Here is a 19,078-nt window from a genome sequence, read left to right on the forward strand (position 1 = left end):
CCCTGCTTTTTCACTTGGGTGTTCTCTCTTATTTGCAGAATCACCATAGATGCTAGAAATTTAAAATATCTAATGATTCTTCTATTTCTAAATCTAAAATTTTTTGCCGAGCGTCTGTAAGTGCTTCTAGCTTACCTTCGTGACGATAGATATCTGCTGCTTTGCGAAAGTCTTCAATTGCTAACAACTTATCTCCTAATTCAGAATAAACATTACCCCGGTTATAATAGGCATTAGCATAATTGGAATTAATCTGAATTGTCTGAGTATAATCCTCAATTGCTCCCTCGTAATCTCCTAAATCATAACGAGAATTACCTCGATTATAATAAGCATCTAGATAATGAGGATTAATTTTGATAGCTTCAGTATAATCGGCAATTGCCCCTTCATAATCTTCTAAATCGGCGCGCGCATTTCCACGATTTTTATAAGCCACAGCATCCTGAGGATTACTCTTAATAATTTGAGAAAATCCCCGGTGATATTCTATAAAATAACGTGCTATTCCTTTATTTTTATAAGCATCAGCGTAATCAGGATTAATTTTGATTGCCTGAGTATAATCCTCTATAGCTCCTTGGTTATCGCCGATGTGAGAACGAGCTTCAGCACGGTTTTTATAAACAACCGCAAGATGAGGATTAATTCTCATAGCTTGAGTGTAATCTTCTATGGCTTCTTCATAGTTGCCCAATTGATAACGAGCTAAACCTCTTTTATTATAAGATTTTCCATCATTAATGTTAATTTCTATTGCTTGAGAATAATCTGTGTTTGCTGCCTCATAATCTCCCAATTGATAATAAGTTAATCCACGTTTATAATAAATTTCAGCATCATCTTTTATTGCCAGTACTTGGTTATATTTTATAATTGCCGCTTCATATTCACCTCTTTTAAAACATTCGTCACCTAATTTTATATAAATCAAACTTAAGTCATTTTTATTTTGATCAATTAAAGAATTACGTTTATGTGAATTTATAGAATGATTATTTAAATTATTTTTGCTTGTTTGAGATATTAATTCTGGATTAGATGTATGTCTGGGTAACCTAGCAATTACAGCAGATGGCAACTTTTCTAGATAGCACCATAAACCACCACCATATAATAGCTGATTAATACCAAAAGATATTTTTCCAGTCCGCAATTTAATCATTTGAGTAGGAAGAAATCCGGCCAAAAAAAGATGGTATTCTGATTGTGCTTCGTTGACTTCTTCTTGAATCAAAACACAAACCACAACAGCATTTTTTGCTACTTCTTCTGCACTTACAGACCACCTAACTTTATCAATACTGCCATGACGAGATTTCACTTCCACACCAATAGATGGGTCAGAAGTTAAAGTAAAATCTATATTGCCATCGCCGCCGAACCGTTTTTCATAATCGACTTCTGTAATAAAATCGGCTAAACGTTCTTTGACAAGTTCCTCACCCAATTTTCCCTTGAGATTATTGATAAAAACATCACGTACTGGCGAAGTCCGCTTATATTTTTCAGCCATGAGCCAGCAAAATTCTCGTAAAGCTGTTAATCTCTCGCCAGAAATTATAGTTAATTCACTATATTGACCTTCTGTTTCACAATGAAGCAAACAACCAGACGATAACCGTTTAATAAAATCAGACTGTAGCGATCGCAGTAGTGTAATCCAGTCCATCTATAAATGCTGCGAATCTTTTGATGAGATTATTTTAGGCAAATTTCCAGTGAAAGTAAACCTGTATCTCACCTCATAGGAGAAGAAGAGGCTGACTGTAGGACGATATAAAACAATCACAGTCTCCATAGCAAAACGTTGATTTATCAGTTAGCCTTTATGGGCAAAACTTTTTGGTTTACGGATATTTCTCTTCCAGACTGAATATTTCTTTATAACCAAGGAAAGAGGCACACAAAGCTATAAATGTGGAACTTTAAGTATTAGAGGTGAAACTTGTTTGACACCTGAGTAAAGCAATCTAATATTCCATGCAAAGCAATTTAGTTATATTCCCTAATGCTGGGTTTGTAGAGAAGGGTAAGCAAACAGCAGCAAAAACAGTCACCGAGTATGATTTCGCCGAACAGCAATTTATAGAACTGCTGGCTACAGATGATTTGGATAATATCCTCGATGTAGAAGCGGCGAAAGTTAATGAATTTGAGCGCATACTCTCATTAGCGATTCGTGCGGCTTATCAAAACGGCTGTGATGACACACAAGCCCATCTATTTCTCCAAAGGATACTTTATCGAATTAATCGGCTAAAACTATTTTGGTATGATGATTTGCGGCATTATACTAATGAGCGATCGCTTTACTTAAGCTCATGTCTTCACCAAATTGAAGCTGCTTGGCAAGATTGGGAAATAGCTCAAGTTGATGTTACAGCATTAAAAAAATCGGATGTTAAACAAGCTTTAATTGAGCGTAGTGCCTACGATGTAGATCCGCCACTGTCAGAGGATGCTCATTATATCCGCGAAGAGATGACCGAAGCAGGCTATCGTCATTTACTAGCAATTTCTTCCTTTGATGGTTTAGTCGAAGGTAGCCGCCTTTCTCGGATTTTAGGTGGCGCTGCGAATGAAGTGCAGTGTACCTTAGTGCGGGTATTACTAGAAGAGTACGGTAATGGTCGCTTATCTCGCAAGCATTCTACATTTTTTGCCCAAATGCTGGCTGAGTTTGGCATGAATTGTCAACCAGAGGCGTATTTTGATTTAGTACCGTGGGAAGTTTTAGCTTGTGCTAATCATAACTTCTTGCTGACTGAGCGCAAACGCTATTTCTTGCGTTATGGTGGCGGGCTGACTTATTTTGAGGTAGCTGGGCCTAGTGCTTACAAAAACTATCTTGCAGCAGCGCAACGCCTGGGATTGTCCGCAGCAGCTATGGGTTATTGGGAACTGCACATTAAAGAAGATGAACGCCACGGACAATGGATGTTGGATGATGTGGCTTTACCTTTAGTAGAACAATATCCCGATGATGCTTGGGAATTGCTACTGGGGTACGACCAGGAAAAACTCATGGGCGATCGCGCAGCTAAAGCTGTTGTGCAATCAATACGCAAAGCTGAATCCACTGCTGTACCCAAAGAATAAATTCCCTTTAATTAGTTGGACATATCTCACTTTATCTAGATGCTAATGAGTATCTAGAAACTTTTTTCGAGTCACAAATCACTTGTTAAAGACTTGTGTACAAATAAAGTAGATTTCCCAACTTTATTTATTGGTGCATTATTAACCTGTTAGTTTCTGACTTGAATGTTTTTTATTGCCTTAAAACAAGTGACACTAATTTCACTCTACGTAAATTTTTAATCAAATGAAAGACATCTTTTTTTGCCCTGAAGAATCTAATTTTTACTCAAACTGCTTAGAAACTTTTGTTTTCAGAGATTGCCACAAGTCTGAGTCTATTGTTGAGTTTGGCTCAGGAGACGGTAGCCCTATTATTAACTCAATGCTGAAAAATAAGTTTGATGCCGTAGTACATGGATTTGAATTAAATACATCTGCATGGAAAGTTGCTAATTCTACAATTGATGAATATAATCTGGCTGATAAATACATTATCTCTAATGCATGTTTATTTAATTCTTCTAAACCCGAAGCCGAATATCTTGTAGCAAATCCACCTTATATTCCGGCACCAGATCCAGATATTTATATGCCTTTGTTATTTGGAGGTATAGATGGAGCCACTATTACCAACAAGCTTTTATCACTAGATTATAAAAATGTATTTGTTTTATTATCTAGCTTTTCTAATCCTCTAAGTACGCTTAAAAAAGCCCAAGAGAATAACTATTTTGTCCAAAATTTCATGGTTTTACCTTTGAAGTTTGGATATTATAGTTCAGAACCAAAAGTAAAAAAATACATAGAAAGCCTACGAAAAAAGAAAATGGCATTTTATTCTGGAGATTATTATTTTTTAGCTGGCGTTCTTTTTAGAAAATACCAAGAATCGGCCATCAATTTATCTAATGAATTAGCCCAGGTAATGATGAGTTTATAAAATAAAACTATAGGGCTAATTATTCAGTTTTTTTAGTCATTGTTTAGGAGTAGGATAGCTACGCTTGCTCTTCGCCAAGCATCTTACAGAGAAGGCATCACACCTGGAAGATGAACCATAATGGATGTGAAAAACTTGAATTACCGTAATTCTTGTTCATGCAATAGTCTATCTACCCAAGCTGCATCCACTTCTGACAATGCTGGTATTGCTTCTTGACTATAATCTATGACCAAATCATAACCAGAAATATCATATACCCCATTCAACAATGTCTGCAAATCTATAACTGGTTCACTATCACCAACACGCAAAGGCAGCGAAAACGTGGGAATCACATCTTGTAAATTAAAAGCATATAAGTCTGCATAAGGACGGGTATTGCCACGACATACTAAAATTCTATAGTGGCTCTCAATATTATTGTCAAAAAAAGACATTGGTTCCCCAATCCGTAATAAATCAATTTCCACTAAATTACTTCTACTTCCTAATACATGCTGACGTTTTTCTTCATACATTTGCCTACCTTTACCTGTACGTTTATTAGTAGGAGAAAGAATTTCAATAGTCGTCACAACTTCCTCAGTTCCTACCTCTCGGACCTCTAAATAACCTTCTTTGATAATTTCAGGTGTAGGAATTTTGACCTTTACAGGTTGTGTACTTGGGTCTGCAACCGCCACATTTGACATTTTTGGATCTGTTGCACTTGACAAATGCTTTACTGTCACATCAGGAATCCCGACAAGCAAAGCATTTTCACCGCTAGATTCATACATTCGCACTTCTACAGCGACGCGATATTTAGGACGCAGTTGGGGAGATAAAAATCTGGCAATTTCAATAATTAGCCAGTGATGTACCCCAAGCCATAAATCAGGATGTTCTAAATAGGGGTTCATTCCTGGAAATGGAGAAGGCATACACAACACCTCAAAATGAATGGCGAAATATGGAATACTACCTTACATCGTAGCTAAACAAGTTTGAGTCAGCTTTTCCCAACTGCAAATCCTCTTGACTAGTGACACTAGAAAAATTTCACTAACAAGTGGTTAAGGCTGCACCACATTGATCTTCCCTTGCTAACCAACCTTTCACACCTTCATATTCTATCCGCGCCCAATCTCCTCAACAGCTTAACAAGGTAACATTGGCATTAGCCGGAACTTTGGCAATTTTTGGACTTTCGAGATTGCTACTGCTATAAAGTTCCACGCCGTTATTACCATACCCGCGAGTTGATATGCCTAACTTTGGTGCAAACACCCAACCAGTTCCTTGAAAACCATTACTCACATTGGTAATCTGTACCCAATTACCAACCGTAGCAACAATTTGCAATGTTTCGTTGATGATTATTTGACCCAGAATTTTATTTTTGGCACTTGCACCATTCCGCACATTGAGACCTTGGGGATCTGGATCGATGACGTAGGCTAGAATATCACACGCTTCTAAAGAAGATTGGGCAAAAACTACTTGATTAATCACACCACTATGAATAAATACACTCAGACAACTCAGTGTGAAGCCCGTCACTAGTGGAAATGAAGGTTTTGTTATGGTTTTTTTCATGGTTTATCTGGTAGTTGGACACCAGCATTATTGCTGGTATCGAATTTCTACCGCATATCGTAACCGAACAAATTCGGATCAACCTCCCCTAAGTTTAAATCCGCTAAACCATATTCTGCCCAGCGTCTGTCTACCATGTTGGCTATATCTGGATCTGACTCTAGAGGCGCACCCCATTCGTGATCAGTTTCTGGTGGAATCTTCGTGGTAGCATCTATGCCCATGCGTCCACCTAAACCAATTTTTTCACTAGCAAAATCTAAGGTATCAAAAGGTGTGTTGGGCAAAATAAACACATCTCTTGTGGGGTCAACTTTGGAACTAATGGCCCACACCACTTGACGCGGATCACGAATATTTATATCTTTATCCACAACAATCACGAACTTAGTGTAAGTAAATTGTGGTAAAGCACTCCAAAATGCCAAAGCAGCTCTTCGCGCTTGTCCTGGATAGGCTTTATCAATGGAAATAATTGCTGCTTTGTAACTTAAAGCTTCCATTGGTAAGAAGAAATCGACAATTTCAGATACTTGTTGGCGCAGAATTGGAGTGTAAATGCGATTGAGTGCGATCGCCATCATCGCTTCTTCTTTGGGTGGACGACCGCTAAATGTTGTTAAGTAAATTGGATCTTTGCGGTGGGTCATACATTGAAAACGCACCAATGGTGAATCTTCCACGCCGCCGTAATAACCCATGTGGTCACCAAAGGGCCCATCTGGTAAGACTTCCCCTGGTGTAATTGTCCCTTCTAAAACAAATTCGGAATCGGCGGGAACTTCCAAATCAACAGTTTTACACTTGGCTAACTGCACACCCGAACCACCATAAAGCCCCGCAAACAACCATTCTGATAAATCTACAGGGATGGGTGTAGCTGCTGCCATGATAATTAAAGGATCTACACCCAGTGCGATCGCTACTTCTAATTTTTTACCCCGTTCCGCAGCTTTGCGTAAATGTCTCGCCCCACCCCGCACAGATAACCAGTGAACGGTCATGGTATTTTGAGATTGCAGTTGTAAGCGATACACACCCACATTGGGCGTACCTGTCTCACAATCTTTGGTAATTACCAATCCCAGGGTGATAATCTTGCCAGCATCATTTATGTAAGGACGTATCAAGGGCAATTTATTTAAATCTAAATCACTGCCTTGAATTACCACCTGCTGACAAGCCGGGAAAAAGTCTCGTCCTGGTTTCGCCTTTACCACATCAAACAGCACTTTGCCAAAGTCTATGGCCTGGGAAATCTTTTTGGGCGGTTTTGGTTGTTGCAGCATACTCAATTTTTTCCCCAAAGTCTCCAACTCCTCTGGATGCTGCATATTCATCGCCCAGCATATCCTCTCCACGGTTCCCATCAAATTTATAGCCACCGGGAACGATGCACCTTTGACGTTCTCAAAGAGTAACCCTGGCCCACCTTGTTGCAGCATTCGGTTGGAAATTTCCGCAATTTCTAACTCTGGGTCAACTAAAGCTGAAATTCTCTTTAATTGCCCTTTTTCTTCCAGAATTTTGATGAATCCTCGTAAGTCTCTTGCCATTGTGCTAATAAATTGGAATATTTAAGAAATGTAAAGCATTCTCTTATCTTATTCATTATTAGTCACAACTAGGCTGCCACAGCCAGCTTACCGTCCCTGATAAAATTCAAGAAGCACAAAAAATTCTCTTCCAACTCCCCGGATACTCATTTAACTTTAACGGTAAATTAACCCACTATAGAGCTTTCCTTAACCCCAAGTAGCTACAACTCAGCTATTGTATTCAAGGATAGGCATTATTTGTGACAAATAAGCACTACCCTCATCAAACATGGCGAGAATATACGATATCTTCCTGGCAGGTGGTCTTGTAATGTGATCCCTGCTGGTTTTATTTTGTGCCAGATAAATTTAATGCAAGTTATAAGACATATATTATGGTGTTAATCACCTTCAAAAACTGGTATTTAGAGACTTTTAATTTTACTTCAAATTCTCTAACAAGAGTAACTTTAATCTGTAATTTTTGCTGGGCATCATCATAATTTTATCTGAATTAAGCTAGAAGACTCCCGTTACAATGCGCCAGCATTTAACGGGAGACGGCAGTTGCTCATGGGGGAAACCCCCAAGACCGCACTGCCTCATGAATAGCGGTTAAAAACGAAACACCCTGTTAGAAGATATTTTGTGACACGAAATGATTCTAGCAGGGTAGTTGAGTTTTTGACAAAACAATGATACTCTAATTAACAGTAACCAGACAAAAGAATGATAGTTTACGAAGCAAAAGCAGAAACAACAAAAGAGCAGTCACTTAAGGTAAATGAAGCCTTAAGGACTGCTCTTTTTGTTAGAAATTCTTCCTTGCGCTACTGGATAAATGGTCATGCAAAAACTGGTTACGACTTGAATAAATACACCAAAGTTCTAGCCGACAACCCTGACTTTCCGTGGGTTAAAAAACTCAACTCAACGGCAAGACAGGCAATGGCAGAAAGAACATGGTCAGCAATATCAAGGTTCTTTGATAATTGTAAAAAGAAGATACCAGGGAAGAAAGGATTCCCCAGGTTTAGACGATTCCAAACTAGGCTATCTGTAGAATATAAGCAAAGTGGTTGGTCACTTTCAGAGTGTCGCCAATACATTACCTTTACAGATGGATTTGAGATTGGAAAAATCAAGCTTAGGGGAACCCGTGACCTGAATTACTATCAGATAAAACAGATAAAAAGAGTAAGAATAGTGCGTCGTGTAGATGGGATATATATCCAATTTTGCATCGACCATGAGCGAAAAGAAGAATTAACACCAACGAGTAAAACCATTGGTATTGATTTAGGACTCACCTCTTTCTACACTGATTCTGATGGTAAAAAGATAAATAATCCCAGGTATTTACGCAAATCTGAAAGAGCATTAAAAAAGGCACAACGAAGATTATCTCGTTGTGCCAAGAAATCTAAAAATCGTGCCAAAGCACGAATTAGATTAGGAAGAAAACACCTGAAAGTACAACGTCAGCGTCAAGATTGGTGCGTGAAATTAGCCCAATGCGTAGTGAAGTCGGCAGACATCGTGGCGTATGAGAACTTGCAGGTGAAGAATATGGTGAAAAATCACAAACTAGCGAAATCTATTTCAGATGCGAGTTGGAGTATTTTCACCCAATGGTTAGAGTATTTTGGCAAAGTATATGGCAGAACAATTGTTGCTGTGCCTCCACACAATACGACAATTAATTGTTCAAATTGTGGGCATCCAGTGCAGAAAACATTGAGCATGAGAACTCATATATGTCCTGCTTGTGGATACACGAATTGCCGCGATATTAACGCAGCCATCAACATCCTCAATCGAGGATTAGAATTAGTAAAAAATACCGTTGGGCAGACGGAAATTCCCTACGCCTCTGGAGAGTTTGATCCCTGTTTGGAGAAGGCAACTTCTGCAAATAAATCATCTCGTAGAAAGAGGAAAATCCAGCAGTGATGTTGGAATCTCCCGCTACAATGCTTGCATTTAGCGGGAGAGGATGTCAAAAAGAGTTAATTTTTATCCCTTAATAATATTTTTCTGCTATTTTAGGTGCAAAAAATAAGTTTAATCCCGTATTAATTAAAGCTTAAACAAAATTTAATATTGCATAAATTACCTTATTGAAGGTTGTGAATAAGACAAGACACACTCCTAAAATACGAGGAATTATGATTTTTTCAACCACGATTTTGCAGCGATTAATTACGACTTCAGTAGTCACGACTGCTGTTACGTTTGGTTCTATTGTTACAGCACCTGCTCAAGCTCAAGCTCAAGCTCTTAATGGTGCAGGAGCAACTTTTCCGGCTCCTTTATATGAAAAATATGCGCGTGAAGTAAGAAAAAAATATCCAGATATGAGAATTAACTACCAAGGAATTGGTAGTGGTGGTGGTATTCGGCAAACGATAGCTGGAACAGTTGACTTTGGTGGTAGTGATGCTGCTATGACAGACAGTGACATGGGTAAAGTCAAGAATGGTGTAATTTTAGTACCCACAGCAGGTGGTGCCGTTTCTGTAGTTTATAATCTACCAGGTGTTAACAACCTCAGATTATCTAGGACTACTTTGCCAGCAATTTTTTCTGGTCAAATTACTAACTGGAATGATCCTAAAATTAAAGCTGATAATCCTGGTGTAAATCTACCTAATCAACCAATTAGATTTGCTGTTCGTGCTGACGGTAGCGGTACAACTTTTATTTTTACCAACCATTTGAGTTCAATTAGCTCTTATTTCAAGGGTAGAGTGGGAACTGGTACTGCTCCTAAATGGAATTTACCTAATGTGCTTAGTGGTAAGGGTAACCCAGGTGTAGCTGCTTTAGTTTCTCGTACTCCTGGCGCTATTGGTTATGTAGAATATTCCTACGCTACTCAAAACAAAATAAAATCAGCACTGATTCAAAACAAAACCGGAGAATTTGTTGCTCCTTCTTTGCAGTCTGCAAACACAGCTTTAGCATCTGTGAGTTTTCCAGATAACTATCGTACTTTTGTCGAAGATCCAGCGCAAGGTTATCCTATCGTTGGTTTGACTTGGATGATGGTTTATCGACAGTATCCTAATGCTGCTAAAGCTGATGCTGTTAAGAAGTGGATTAATTGGGTGTTAACAGATGGACAAAAATTAAATGGCGACCTTAATTACACAACAATTCCCCCCGCAGTAGTAAATCGGGTTCTACAAACTGTAAATAACACTGTTAAACCATAATTAATTATCCTGAAAAAAGGGACTAGGGACTAAGTATCAGAAAATATTCTTCTTACTTAGAATATAGCCAAAAAATGAGAGTGTAAAACCTCTTTCTTGTATAGTCTCTAGACCCTTTTTTGTTAAAGATTTTTGTTGAATTAACATGACAAATTCATCTAATCCAGCCAATAACAATTCATCACTTCCACCAAAATTAAAAAATGAAAATCTGCAATTGATAGCTAATGACGGCATAAAAGGTTGGTTTGACCAAGGATTTACATGGCTTGTCTATACATTTGCAGCGATTACCGTAGCCCTATTATTTGTAATGAGTTGGGTAATTTTTGTGGAAGCTAAACCAGCTATTATTAAGTTTGGTATTCGGTTTTTGTGGGAGCAAGATTGGGACACGGGAAACCAGATTTTTGGTGCTTTACCTTATATTTATGGAACTCTGGTGAGTAGTGCGATCGCTATTTTATTTGCTCTTCCTATAGGTTTAGCAATAGCATTGGTAACCAGTGAAAATTTCTTACCATTTTCTGTACAAACAACTTTAGCATTTGTAGTTCAGTTAATTGCCGCAATTCCTAGTGTCATTGTTGGTTTGTGGGGTATTTTTATTTTTATTCCAGTTATTGAACCATTACAAAAGTTTATAGCTAAATACTTTGGATGGATACCGATATTTAATACCATAGAACCCTTTGGGACAAATATGTTAACAGCAGGAATCATCCTTGCTATTATGATTTTGCCAACAATGGCGGCCATTAGTCGTGATGTATTATTAGCAATTCCTAAAGAATTACGTAGTGCTTCTATGGCTTTGGGTAGCACTCGTTGGGAAACTATTTTTCGGGTATTGCTACCTGCGGGATTTTCTGGAATTGTTAGTGCTGCAATGCTAGCCTTAGGACGAGCTTTGGGCGAAACAATGGCTGTAACTATGGTAATTGGTAATTCGGCTCAAATTAGTGCTTCTTTATTAGATCCGGCTTACACCATACCATCTGTCATTGCTAATGAATTTGCCGAAGCTGAACCGGGATTGCATATCGGCGCTTTAACTTATTTGGGACTGGTTTTATTTGGAGTCACTTTAGCTGTAAATATAACGGCTGTGTTCTTAATACAATGGGTAGGAAAAAAACATAGCTAGACCTAAAACAATAATTGCATTTCTCAAGTAAATTAAATATTTTTATTCCTAAGTATGAATGTTGACAAAAATATCCCAATAAATACATTTCTAGCATCAGAATTATTCAGCCCTCTACCAAGAAAAAGGCAGTTATTTACTTATTTAATGAATGCGATCGCCTTTGCATTCACAGTTTTAGCATTAATTCCTTTATTATCGATTTTATGGGAAATTTTTGTGCGGGGGATATCTGGTTTGAAGCCAGAAATGTTTGTCACCTCCGTCATTGATTTTGGATTGGGCAATGCTATTTTAGGAACAGTAATAATTGTGACAATTGCGGCACTATTAAGTGTGCCAGTGGGTATATTAACGGGTATATTTTTAGCAGAATTTGGTCTGACTAACCCAGTAGCTAAATTTGTACACTTTGTGACCACAGTTCTCACTGGTGTTCCTTCTATAGTGGTCGGCGTATTTGCTTACGGTGTGATAGTTTTATTAACCAAAAAATTTAGTGCGATCGCAGGTGGGTTTGCTTTAGCTACAATCATGCTACCTGTAATCGTACTCACAACCGAAGAAGCTTTAAAACTAATTCCCATAGACCAACGCCTGGCCTCCGCAGCTTTAGGGGGTAATCGCTTGCAAACCACTTTTCGCATTGTAGTTACTGCGGCGCTACCTGGAATTACTACAGGTATTTTATTAGCTATTGCCCGCGCTGCTGGTGAAACGGCTCCCCTAATATTTACAGCTTTGTTCAGCCTAGATTGGTCAGAAGGATTACTTAGTCCAACTGCTTCTTTACCAGTATTAATTTTTAACCTCTACAATGATCCTGACCCGCAAAAAAGCCAATTAGTTTGGACTACTTCTATAGTCCTACTCAGCCTAGTTTTATTTGTCAGTATTATCTCTCGCCTCGTTACTCGTAAAAGAAAGATTAAATAAGACCAAAGTTTATTAAAAATGAATACATTAACTCCAGCAATTCAAGTCAAAAATCTTAGCTTTTACTACAGCACTAGTAAAGCCATTGAAAAGATTTCACTAGATATTTATCAAAACAAAGTAACTGCGTTAATTGGCCCTAGTGGTTGTGGTAAATCAACATTTATTAAAAGCCTTAATCGAATTAGCGAACTAGAAGGTTCTGTCAAAGTAGAAGGACGTGTAGAATTTTTTGGTCAAAATATTTATGACCCCCGCATCAACTTAAATCGACTACGCCGCCAAATTGGCATGGTGTTTCAAAAACCAAATCCTTTTTCCATGAGCATTTATGAAAATGTTGCTTATGGTATGAGAATAGCTGGCAAATGTTCTCAGATAGAATTAGATGCAATAGTAGAATCTGCCTTGAAAGAAGCCGCACTCTGGGATGAAGTCAAAGATAAGCTCAATAAATCGGCTTTAGGCCTTTCTGGTGGTCAACAACAAAGACTGTGTATTGCTCGTGCTTTAGCAGTCAAACCAAAAGTTCTCCTCATGGATGAACCTTGTTCAGCCCTTGACCCCATCGCCACAATGAAAATTGAGGAACTTATTCATAGCTTGCGCTCAGAATTGACCATTGCCATTGTTACTCACAATATGCAGCAAGCCACCCGTATTTCAGACTTCACAGCTTTTTTCAGCACTGATGAGAGCCGTATTGGTCAAATGGTTGAATTTGGTGCCACAAATCAAATTTTTCATAACCCTCTAGATTCCCGCACTCGTGACTATGTTTCAGGTCTTTTCGGTTAAATAGTTATTTCAATAGCTACCAAGAAAAGAAATTTGCCCACATCAAATATTTATTAACTCTTTAATTTATCAGTAAATTTTTCCTTTATGCAGTGGTTTTAATATAAATATCATCCAGATTCATCTGCGAGTCATGATTTCTGTTTGCAATTCATCTAATTTAAACCGCGATCAAAACACAATCTTAAAATTACCTTAAAAATTGGCGTTGCTGAATTGGAATATGAAATGCCAAAATTACCTTTCTTTTTCTTTGTAACTTTGCGCCTTTGCGCCTTTGCGTGAAACAAATTCATATCTTTATTCAGCAACGCCTAAAAATTTAGTAGGAGTCCTAGATATCTATGTCTCGACATCTGGGCTAGTAATGTTTAGACTACAAAGGTAGCCTTTATGTAGGGCTTGCTCTACTTGGTGGCACTCCGCAAATCTACTAACAACTATAAGTTAAAGCATATAAAGCTGACATTCTCCTGATAGCAATCCCAGGGTGTGAGATAATGCCATAACAAATTAAAGTAATGAGTTGATAATGTTGAGTCGAATCGATTAGATGATTCATGAATTTCTAGAGTGTTACTTGCTGAATCTTAACTTGATGTAGCTTTTCCATGAGCAGTTGTCTTGAGTTAATACATGCCAAAATAAGAGTTGATTTTGATGCAAATATCTATCTACTAGATACTGCTGGTTACCTATCAATGAATCTAGTTTTACTTCACTCGGAACCATGACGAGACCATATTGGCTTCACAAATAACGAAACAGGATTATTTAATTTTATCTGCTTTGTTTAGTCAATATTTATTGCAAATTTTTTAGCATGAATAAATTAATTCCAGCCATCAAAATTAAAAATCTCAGTTTTTATTACAATACCCAAAAGATACTAGAAGGGATATCAATGGATATTTATCAGGGTAAAGTAACTGCAATTATCGGACCTAGTGGTTGTGGAAAATCTACTTTTTTGAAATGCCTCAATCGCATGGTTGAATTAGAGGCTGAGGCGCGGGTTGAAGGTAGAGTGGAATTTTTTAATCAAAATATTTATGAGCGTCGGGTCAACTTAAATCGGCTACGTCGCCAAGTTAGTATGGTGTTCTCCAAGCCAAATCTTTTTCCTATGAGTGTTTATGATAATGTAGCTTATGGAGTGAAAATAGTCGGGTGGCGTCCGAAAGCAGAACTAGATGAAATTGTAGAATCTGCCATTAAAGATGCTGACCTCTGGGATGAAGTGAAAAATAAATTGTATAAATCAGCTTTAGATCTTTCTGGCGGTCAACAACAGCGACTTTGTATTGCTCGTGCTTTAGCAGTCAAGCCACAAATTATCCTGATGGATGAGCCTTGTTTTGCCCTTGATACCACTGCCAGTATCAAAGTTGAAAGTTTGATTCAAAGTTTACGTTTGCGCTCAGAATTGACAATGGTAATTGTTAGCCACAATTTGCCACAAGTCACTCGTTTATCTGACTTTACAGCTTTTTTTCAAAACAACGAAAATCGCATTGGTGAAATCGTTGAATTTGGTGCTACTAAAAAAATTTTTACCACACCTGTTGATTCTCGTACCCGTGACTATATTTTTGCGCGTCTGAGTTGATCTGTTTTCTTTAGGCATTTTCACGGTTATCAGATTGTTTTGTCCCCAGATATAACATTTGTAAATTCACATCTCGGACAATGACAAAGCCTCTTTTTTTTCTCAAGCGATCGCTCTTCTTCTACTAGATGCAGAAAACCTACAAATTGATACAGAAACGGAAAAATTTTTAACCACAGTTTGTACCTATCCCTTGCACGTCAAAATTGCTTTTGCTAATTGGTGCAGTATGGGTAAACGAGATTTAGAATTACATCAACGTGGCTATGAATTAATTCATGTTCCTGTAGGTAAAGACAATGCTGATGGTAAAATGATAGCCCTGGGTTCTTCAATTCATGAACGTTACTCTCATGCTAAAGAAGTTATAGTTGGTTCATCTGATAAGGTGATGACTAATCTATGCAACCATCTTCAACAACATGGGTTAATTGTTTATCAAGTTATCAAACAAGGTGAAGTATTTATAGTATTGAATAGCTTGACAAGAAAACAGATAACACAATTTCCACCTTCTTTTCCTGAAATTCCTGCTATTAATCAATTTATTCAGCAAATTAAACAGTTAATCAAAGCAGAGCAAGAACATAATCAAATTTATTGGGTTAAACTTTCTACTATTTCTCAAGTTTTTAAAACTAAATATAGTCTCACTATCAGTCAAGTAGTTACTAATCATTTCCCTGGTAAAAAAGCCAGAGATTTTTTTATTACCTATCCGACTGATTTTGCAATTCACCAAGTTGATACAGGATCTGAATTATACATAACTTTATTTCAATTTAATCAGTCACTACCTATAAATGACAAAAAAGATACTTCGTTAAGCAGTGCCAATAAATCTATCTTATTGTCTAGCATTAAGTCCTCAGCAGATTTAGAGACAGCACTGAAGATGATTCTCCATGAGTTAACGATAAAATCTCCGGAGAGCTACATTTATATTGGCCTGTTGGGTAGTGAATTTAATCAGCGCTACGGCCAACCGATAACTGAGCAAATCAAAGCTTTACAGTTGCATGGTAATTTTCTTAAATTTTTGCACTCGTGTAATTCTTTTAACCTGAAGCAAACAACAAAAGGATGGCAAATCTCTCTACTTTAAGTTCTCAGCCTATCCATACTGGTATATGATTAATGAGTAAAGACTTGATAATCTAGCAAAAAAGGCAAAAATTACAGATAGGTAAGCTGTTGTGCTGGATTCTCAGGATTTATGAAGATTGATCACGTTCATTTCTATGTAGATGATGCCAGAGTCTGGCGGGATTGGTTTGTAAACCACCTGGGGTTTACAGCAGTAGATAGTAATATTAATTCAATTCACACTTGTACAGAAGTTGTGAATAATGGTGGTGTCTGCTTTTTTCTGTCTTCAGCCTTATTACCCACAAGTCCGGTGGCTGAGTTTCTGAACCAACACCCACCGGGGGTTGCAGATGTGGCCTTTGTCATTGAAGATGTGGAAGCAGCGATCGCACTAGCTCAAATACATGGTGCTGAAGTCATTCAACCAATCCAGGAACAGCAAAAAGGTAATGTTTTCTTCAAGTGGGGCCAAATTACGGCTTGGGGTGGGTTGACTCATACGTTGATTGAAAGATCTCAAGTAAATGATGAAAATTTTATTACTTCTCCACTGAGTATTTTCACTGCCATAGATCACATAGTACTCAACGTCGCAGTAGGAGAATTAGAGTCTGCTGTTGCTTGGTATGAAAAAATTTTAGATTTTCAACCCCAGCAAAGTTTTAAAATTCAAACAGATCGCTCTGCCTTATATAGCCAAGTGATGGTTTCCCGTAACGGTAGTGTCCAGTTACCGATTAATGAACCAGCTTCACGCAACTCCCAAATTCAGGAGTTTCTTAATGTCAATCGGGGTTCGGGAATTCAACACATCGCCTTGCGGACAACAAATCTGATCAGCGCGATCGCTCAATTTCGTGCCCGTGGACTGTCTTTACTCTCAGTACCCCAAACCTACTACTCGCAACTCAGACAACGAACACAACTTCCTTTATCAGAGGTAGAACTTGAGGCGATCGCCCAACAGGAAATCTTGGTGGATTGGCAAGAAAATGCCCAAAAAGCATTGTTACTACAAATTTTTACCCAGCCGATTTTTGGACAGCCGACCTTTTTCTTTGAGTTTATAGAGCGCCGTTATCAAGCTCAAGGTTTTGGGGAAGGCAATTTTCGCGCCTTATTTGAGGCCATCGAAAGTGAACAAATCAAACGCGGTACGCTTTTGTAAAGGGGCATCTTGCCATTGCTATTAAGTTAAATGTGGCATAGCTTCATGCTATGTCCCCATAACAAACACAACTGAAATGTATTGAATTATTAACCTTAATAGGTAGATAATTGCAATATAAATTAATATTTTTCCGCCGATGCTAAGACTCATTACTGACTTCGACGGCCCCATTATTGATGTTTCTGAACGTTATTACCGTGTTTATCAAGTTTGTTTGGAGAAAACCCGCTATCCAACACAATCTGTGCAGCAACTAACTAAAGCAGAATTTTGGCAGCTAAAGCGATCGCGTGTACCGGAAACACAAATTGCCTTAAACTCTGGGTTAAATGAAACTCAAGCCCAGGAATTTTCCCAGTTGCGGCGTCAGACAGTGCATACACAACCTTATTTCCAATATGACAGCCTGATCCCAGGTGCCATAGACGCACTATTGAAAATTCAACAGGCGGGAATCGATTTGGTAGTCATGACAATGCGTCGGCAAAGGGAATTAGATTATGCCTTTAAACAATATAACCTAGAGAAATTCTTCCCAGTAAATCGCTGCTATTGTCTCAGTAATGACTACGTAAAAACTCGCGATATTGAAGACAAGCCCTTGTTGATGAAACGGGCTTTAACTGAACTTCCCCCCGCTGCTGAAACTTGGATGGTTGGGGATACGGAAGCGGATATCACGGCGGCGAAAAAACACAGTGTTAAAGTAATGGCTGTAGAGTCGGGGATACGCGATCGCGCTCAACTAGAAATGTACCACCCTGACATAATTTTTGCGAATTTGAGTTCATCTGTAGAGCATATTCTCAAACCCCACCTACTCAACCTTGCTTAATGGGAGCTTTTGTTAATTTAATGGGTAATAGACGGCTAAGACCAAATTATCTATTACCCATTACTAGTACAGCATGGCGTAAATAGACATACTATTTTAAATCGTCAAACAGCTTGCTTAATCAGGTTTTTTACTTTTGTCGCCTCCGGTGTTTACAAGTTGCTCATGGGATATGTCCCCTTGGCGCTAGCCTCTCCCTTTGGGAGAAGACCCCACTGGTTCACTTTTGCTTTTTAATTTCCGCGCAGCGGTACTAGTGCCAGAAACTCATCAAATTAACGCAAAAAACTGCTAATTAGCCACAACAGCATAAATGTCAACACTGTAGAGAACTGTTCAGCACTCAGTTGGACTAGATTTATTTGCGGTAATAGCCAGCTAGCAATCAGCCCGCCGACAATTAAACCTACTGTTAAACCAACCAGCGTTAATAATACTGCTCTACCAAACTTGCCTTCTTTACGTTTAATAAAGTAAATACTCAGTCCTACACCCACAACTAATGCTAACTGCAAAACCTGATCACCCGCTGTTTGGGAAAATACACTGATGGTACTTAAACCCAAATACCAGGCTCCAGGTAACAGAATATCTGTAGGTGTTGGCTGATCGAGCATTCGTTGCAGCCATGCGGGAGACTGCTCATGAGGAGTTGGACTTTCTTTTGGAGGCAATTGCACTCGCAGTTCCGGGAACCTGATTCGCTCAGGAACCTTGATTTTACCTTCCTGGCGCATCCTTAGGCGATCCATTAAAATCGCATCGTAAGCTACTTCAATTAGCTCTAGACTTTTGGCATCGCCTTCACACTGCTCCAATAGGCGATTGCGAGCGTCTTGAATTTCATCGAAGCTAGCATCTTCTGATACCCCAAGTTTCTCGTAGGGATTTTGATCGCTCATGGGAGTTTATACTTTCTTTAGCCTTGGTCAGTGGCAGTCTTTTACTTTAGGAAAACAATTTTAGGTTTTATCTGGATCGAAACCAACTTATCGACATGTTGTCATGCCCTACCAGGATAGTAGCATGGGTTAGTTGGATTGATTTGAGAATTTTGACTATACCAACTTTAACATATTGCCATAACTCCGTGTATACCCTCATGTCTTTGGTCTGTGAGGGCTTTACTCTA

16 protein-coding genes are annotated in these 19,078 nt (G+C 38.4%); 11 read left to right on the plus strand and 5 right to left on the minus strand.

The window, feature by feature from the left end; all coding sequences use genetic code 11:
* Nucleotides 1–52 precede the first annotated feature (52 nt).
* Entirely contained in the window at nucleotides 53–1,672 is a 1,620-nt protein-coding gene (locus tag ACM0OT_RS04010) for a tetratricopeptide repeat protein (protein WP_414562960.1), read from the minus strand.
* Between the two features lie 311 nt (nucleotides 1,673–1,983).
* Between ACM0OT_RS04010 and ACM0OT_RS04015 the strand changes: the two genes are divergently transcribed.
* Complete coding sequence (locus tag ACM0OT_RS04015; RefSeq protein WP_414562962.1) at nucleotides 1,984–3,102, plus strand: iron-containing redox enzyme family protein; 1,119 nt, start codon at nucleotides 1,984–1,986, stop codon at nucleotides 3,100–3,102.
* A gap of 226 nt (nucleotides 3,103–3,328) precedes the next feature.
* Nucleotides 3,329–4,024 (plus strand): SAM-dependent methyltransferase, encoded by a 696-nt coding sequence (locus ACM0OT_RS04020; RefSeq protein WP_414562964.1) that lies wholly within the window; start codon nucleotides 3,329–3,331, stop codon nucleotides 4,022–4,024.
* Between the two features lie 140 nt (nucleotides 4,025–4,164).
* Here ACM0OT_RS04020 and ACM0OT_RS04025 read toward each other — a convergent pair whose 3' ends face one another.
* From ACM0OT_RS04025 to ACM0OT_RS04035, 3 genes are all read right to left on the minus strand, one after another.
* Complete coding sequence (locus tag ACM0OT_RS04025; RefSeq protein ID WP_414562966.1) at nucleotides 4,165–4,950, minus strand: DUF4058 family protein; 786 nt, start codon at nucleotides 4,948–4,950, stop codon at nucleotides 4,165–4,167.
* Between the two features lie 208 nt (nucleotides 4,951–5,158).
* Nucleotides 5,159–5,605 (minus strand): SH3 domain-containing protein, encoded by a 447-nt coding sequence (locus ACM0OT_RS04030; RefSeq protein ID WP_414562968.1) that lies wholly within the window; start codon nucleotides 5,603–5,605, stop codon nucleotides 5,159–5,161.
* Between the two features lie 47 nt (nucleotides 5,606–5,652).
* Nucleotides 5,653–7,161 carry a UbiD family decarboxylase gene (locus ACM0OT_RS04035; RefSeq protein ID WP_414562969.1) on the minus strand — a complete coding sequence of 503 codons (1,509 nt, stop codon included), beginning with the start codon at nucleotides 7,159–7,161 and terminating at the stop codon, nucleotides 5,653–5,655.
* Nucleotides 7,162–7,872: 711 nt separating this feature from the next.
* On the opposite strand from ACM0OT_RS04035, the gene ACM0OT_RS04040 reads away from it, so the two are divergent.
* From ACM0OT_RS04040 to ACM0OT_RS04080, 9 genes are all read left to right on the plus strand, one after another.
* Entirely contained in the window at nucleotides 7,873–9,096 is a 1,224-nt protein-coding gene (locus ACM0OT_RS04040; protein WP_414562971.1) for an RNA-guided endonuclease InsQ/TnpB family protein, read from the plus strand.
* A 215-nt stretch (nucleotides 9,097–9,311) separates the two neighbouring features.
* On the plus strand, nucleotides 9,312–10,361 hold the full coding sequence (gene pstS / locus ACM0OT_RS04045; RefSeq protein ID WP_414562973.1) for a phosphate ABC transporter substrate-binding protein PstS: 1,050 nt from the start codon (nucleotides 9,312–9,314) through the stop codon (nucleotides 10,359–10,361).
* Between the two features lie 145 nt (nucleotides 10,362–10,506).
* On the plus strand, nucleotides 10,507–11,508 hold the full coding sequence (gene pstC, locus ACM0OT_RS04050) for a phosphate ABC transporter permease subunit PstC (RefSeq protein WP_414562975.1): 1,002 nt from the start codon (nucleotides 10,507–10,509) through the stop codon (nucleotides 11,506–11,508).
* Nucleotides 11,509–11,562: 54 nt separating this feature from the next.
* Nucleotides 11,563–12,444, plus strand: a complete 882-nt coding sequence (gene pstA, locus ACM0OT_RS04055; protein ID WP_414562977.1) for a phosphate ABC transporter permease PstA — start codon at nucleotides 11,563–11,565, stop codon at nucleotides 12,442–12,444.
* Between the two features lie 18 nt (nucleotides 12,445–12,462).
* Nucleotides 12,463–13,242 carry a phosphate ABC transporter ATP-binding protein PstB gene (gene pstB / locus ACM0OT_RS04060; RefSeq protein WP_414562979.1) on the plus strand — a complete coding sequence of 260 codons (780 nt, stop codon included), beginning with the start codon at nucleotides 12,463–12,465 and terminating at the stop codon, nucleotides 13,240–13,242.
* Between the two features lie 823 nt (nucleotides 13,243–14,065).
* Nucleotides 14,066–14,851: a phosphate ABC transporter ATP-binding protein gene (locus ACM0OT_RS04065; protein WP_414562981.1), complete on the plus strand. Its 786-nt coding sequence runs from the start codon at nucleotides 14,066–14,068 to the stop codon at nucleotides 14,849–14,851.
* A 70-nt stretch (nucleotides 14,852–14,921) separates the two neighbouring features.
* Entirely contained in the window at nucleotides 14,922–15,956 is a 1,035-nt protein-coding gene (locus ACM0OT_RS04070; protein WP_414563409.1) for an NYN domain-containing protein, read from the plus strand.
* Between the two features lie 111 nt (nucleotides 15,957–16,067).
* Nucleotides 16,068–17,108 carry a 4-hydroxyphenylpyruvate dioxygenase gene (gene hppD / locus ACM0OT_RS04075; RefSeq protein ID WP_414562983.1) on the plus strand — a complete coding sequence of 347 codons (1,041 nt, stop codon included), beginning with the start codon at nucleotides 16,068–16,070 and terminating at the stop codon, nucleotides 17,106–17,108.
* A 139-nt stretch (nucleotides 17,109–17,247) separates the two neighbouring features.
* Nucleotides 17,248–17,946 carry an HAD family hydrolase gene (locus ACM0OT_RS04080; protein ID WP_414562985.1) on the plus strand — a complete coding sequence of 233 codons (699 nt, stop codon included), beginning with the start codon at nucleotides 17,248–17,250 and terminating at the stop codon, nucleotides 17,944–17,946.
* 275 nt (nucleotides 17,947–18,221) lie between these two features.
* Here the strand turns inward: ACM0OT_RS04080 and ACM0OT_RS04085 are convergent, their stop codons facing one another.
* Complete coding sequence (locus ACM0OT_RS04085) at nucleotides 18,222–18,848, minus strand: CPP1-like family protein (protein ID WP_414562987.1); 627 nt, start codon at nucleotides 18,846–18,848, stop codon at nucleotides 18,222–18,224.
* Between the last annotated feature and the right edge of the window lie 230 nt (nucleotides 18,849–19,078).

The sequence above is a fragment of the Anabaena sp. CCY 9613 genome (assembly GCF_963920895.1).
GTDB lineage: Bacteria > Cyanobacteriota > Cyanobacteriia > Cyanobacteriales > Nostocaceae > Cyanocohniella.

What these genes read in the sequence shown, in the direction of transcription:
- ACM0OT_RS04010 (WP_414562960.1), bottom strand. Translation starts at nt 1,672, where the DNA reads ATGGACTGGATTACACTACTGCGATCGCTACAGTCTGATTTTATTAAA.
- ACM0OT_RS04015 (WP_414562962.1), top strand. Translation starts at nt 1,984, where the DNA reads ATGCAAAGCAATTTAGTTATATTCCCTAATGCTGGGTTTGTAGAGAAG.
- ACM0OT_RS04020 (WP_414562964.1), top strand. Translation starts at nt 3,329, where the DNA reads ATGAAAGACATCTTTTTTTGCCCTGAAGAATCTAATTTTTACTCAAAC.
- ACM0OT_RS04025 (WP_414562966.1), bottom strand. Translation starts at nt 4,950, where the DNA reads ATGCCTTCTCCATTTCCAGGAATGAACCCCTATTTAGAACATCCTGAT.
- ACM0OT_RS04030 (WP_414562968.1), bottom strand. Translation starts at nt 5,605, where the DNA reads ATGAAAAAAACCATAACAAAACCTTCATTTCCACTAGTGACGGGCTTC.
- ACM0OT_RS04035 (WP_414562969.1), bottom strand. Translation starts at nt 7,161, where the DNA reads ATGGCAAGAGACTTACGAGGATTCATCAAAATTCTGGAAGAAAAAGGG.
- ACM0OT_RS04040 (WP_414562971.1), top strand. Translation starts at nt 7,873, where the DNA reads ATGATAGTTTACGAAGCAAAAGCAGAAACAACAAAAGAGCAGTCACTT.
- pstS (WP_414562973.1), top strand. Translation starts at nt 9,312, where the DNA reads ATGATTTTTTCAACCACGATTTTGCAGCGATTAATTACGACTTCAGTA.
- pstC (WP_414562975.1), top strand. Translation starts at nt 10,507, where the DNA reads ATGACAAATTCATCTAATCCAGCCAATAACAATTCATCACTTCCACCA.
- pstA (WP_414562977.1), top strand. Translation starts at nt 11,563, where the DNA reads ATGAATGTTGACAAAAATATCCCAATAAATACATTTCTAGCATCAGAA.
- pstB (WP_414562979.1), top strand. Translation starts at nt 12,463, where the DNA reads ATGAATACATTAACTCCAGCAATTCAAGTCAAAAATCTTAGCTTTTAC.
- ACM0OT_RS04065 (WP_414562981.1), top strand. Translation starts at nt 14,066, where the DNA reads ATGAATAAATTAATTCCAGCCATCAAAATTAAAAATCTCAGTTTTTAT.
- hppD (WP_414562983.1), top strand. Translation starts at nt 16,068, where the DNA reads ATGAAGATTGATCACGTTCATTTCTATGTAGATGATGCCAGAGTCTGG.
- ACM0OT_RS04080 (WP_414562985.1), top strand. Translation starts at nt 17,248, where the DNA reads ATGCTAAGACTCATTACTGACTTCGACGGCCCCATTATTGATGTTTCT.
- ACM0OT_RS04085 (WP_414562987.1), bottom strand. Translation starts at nt 18,848, where the DNA reads ATGAGCGATCAAAATCCCTACGAGAAACTTGGGGTATCAGAAGATGCT.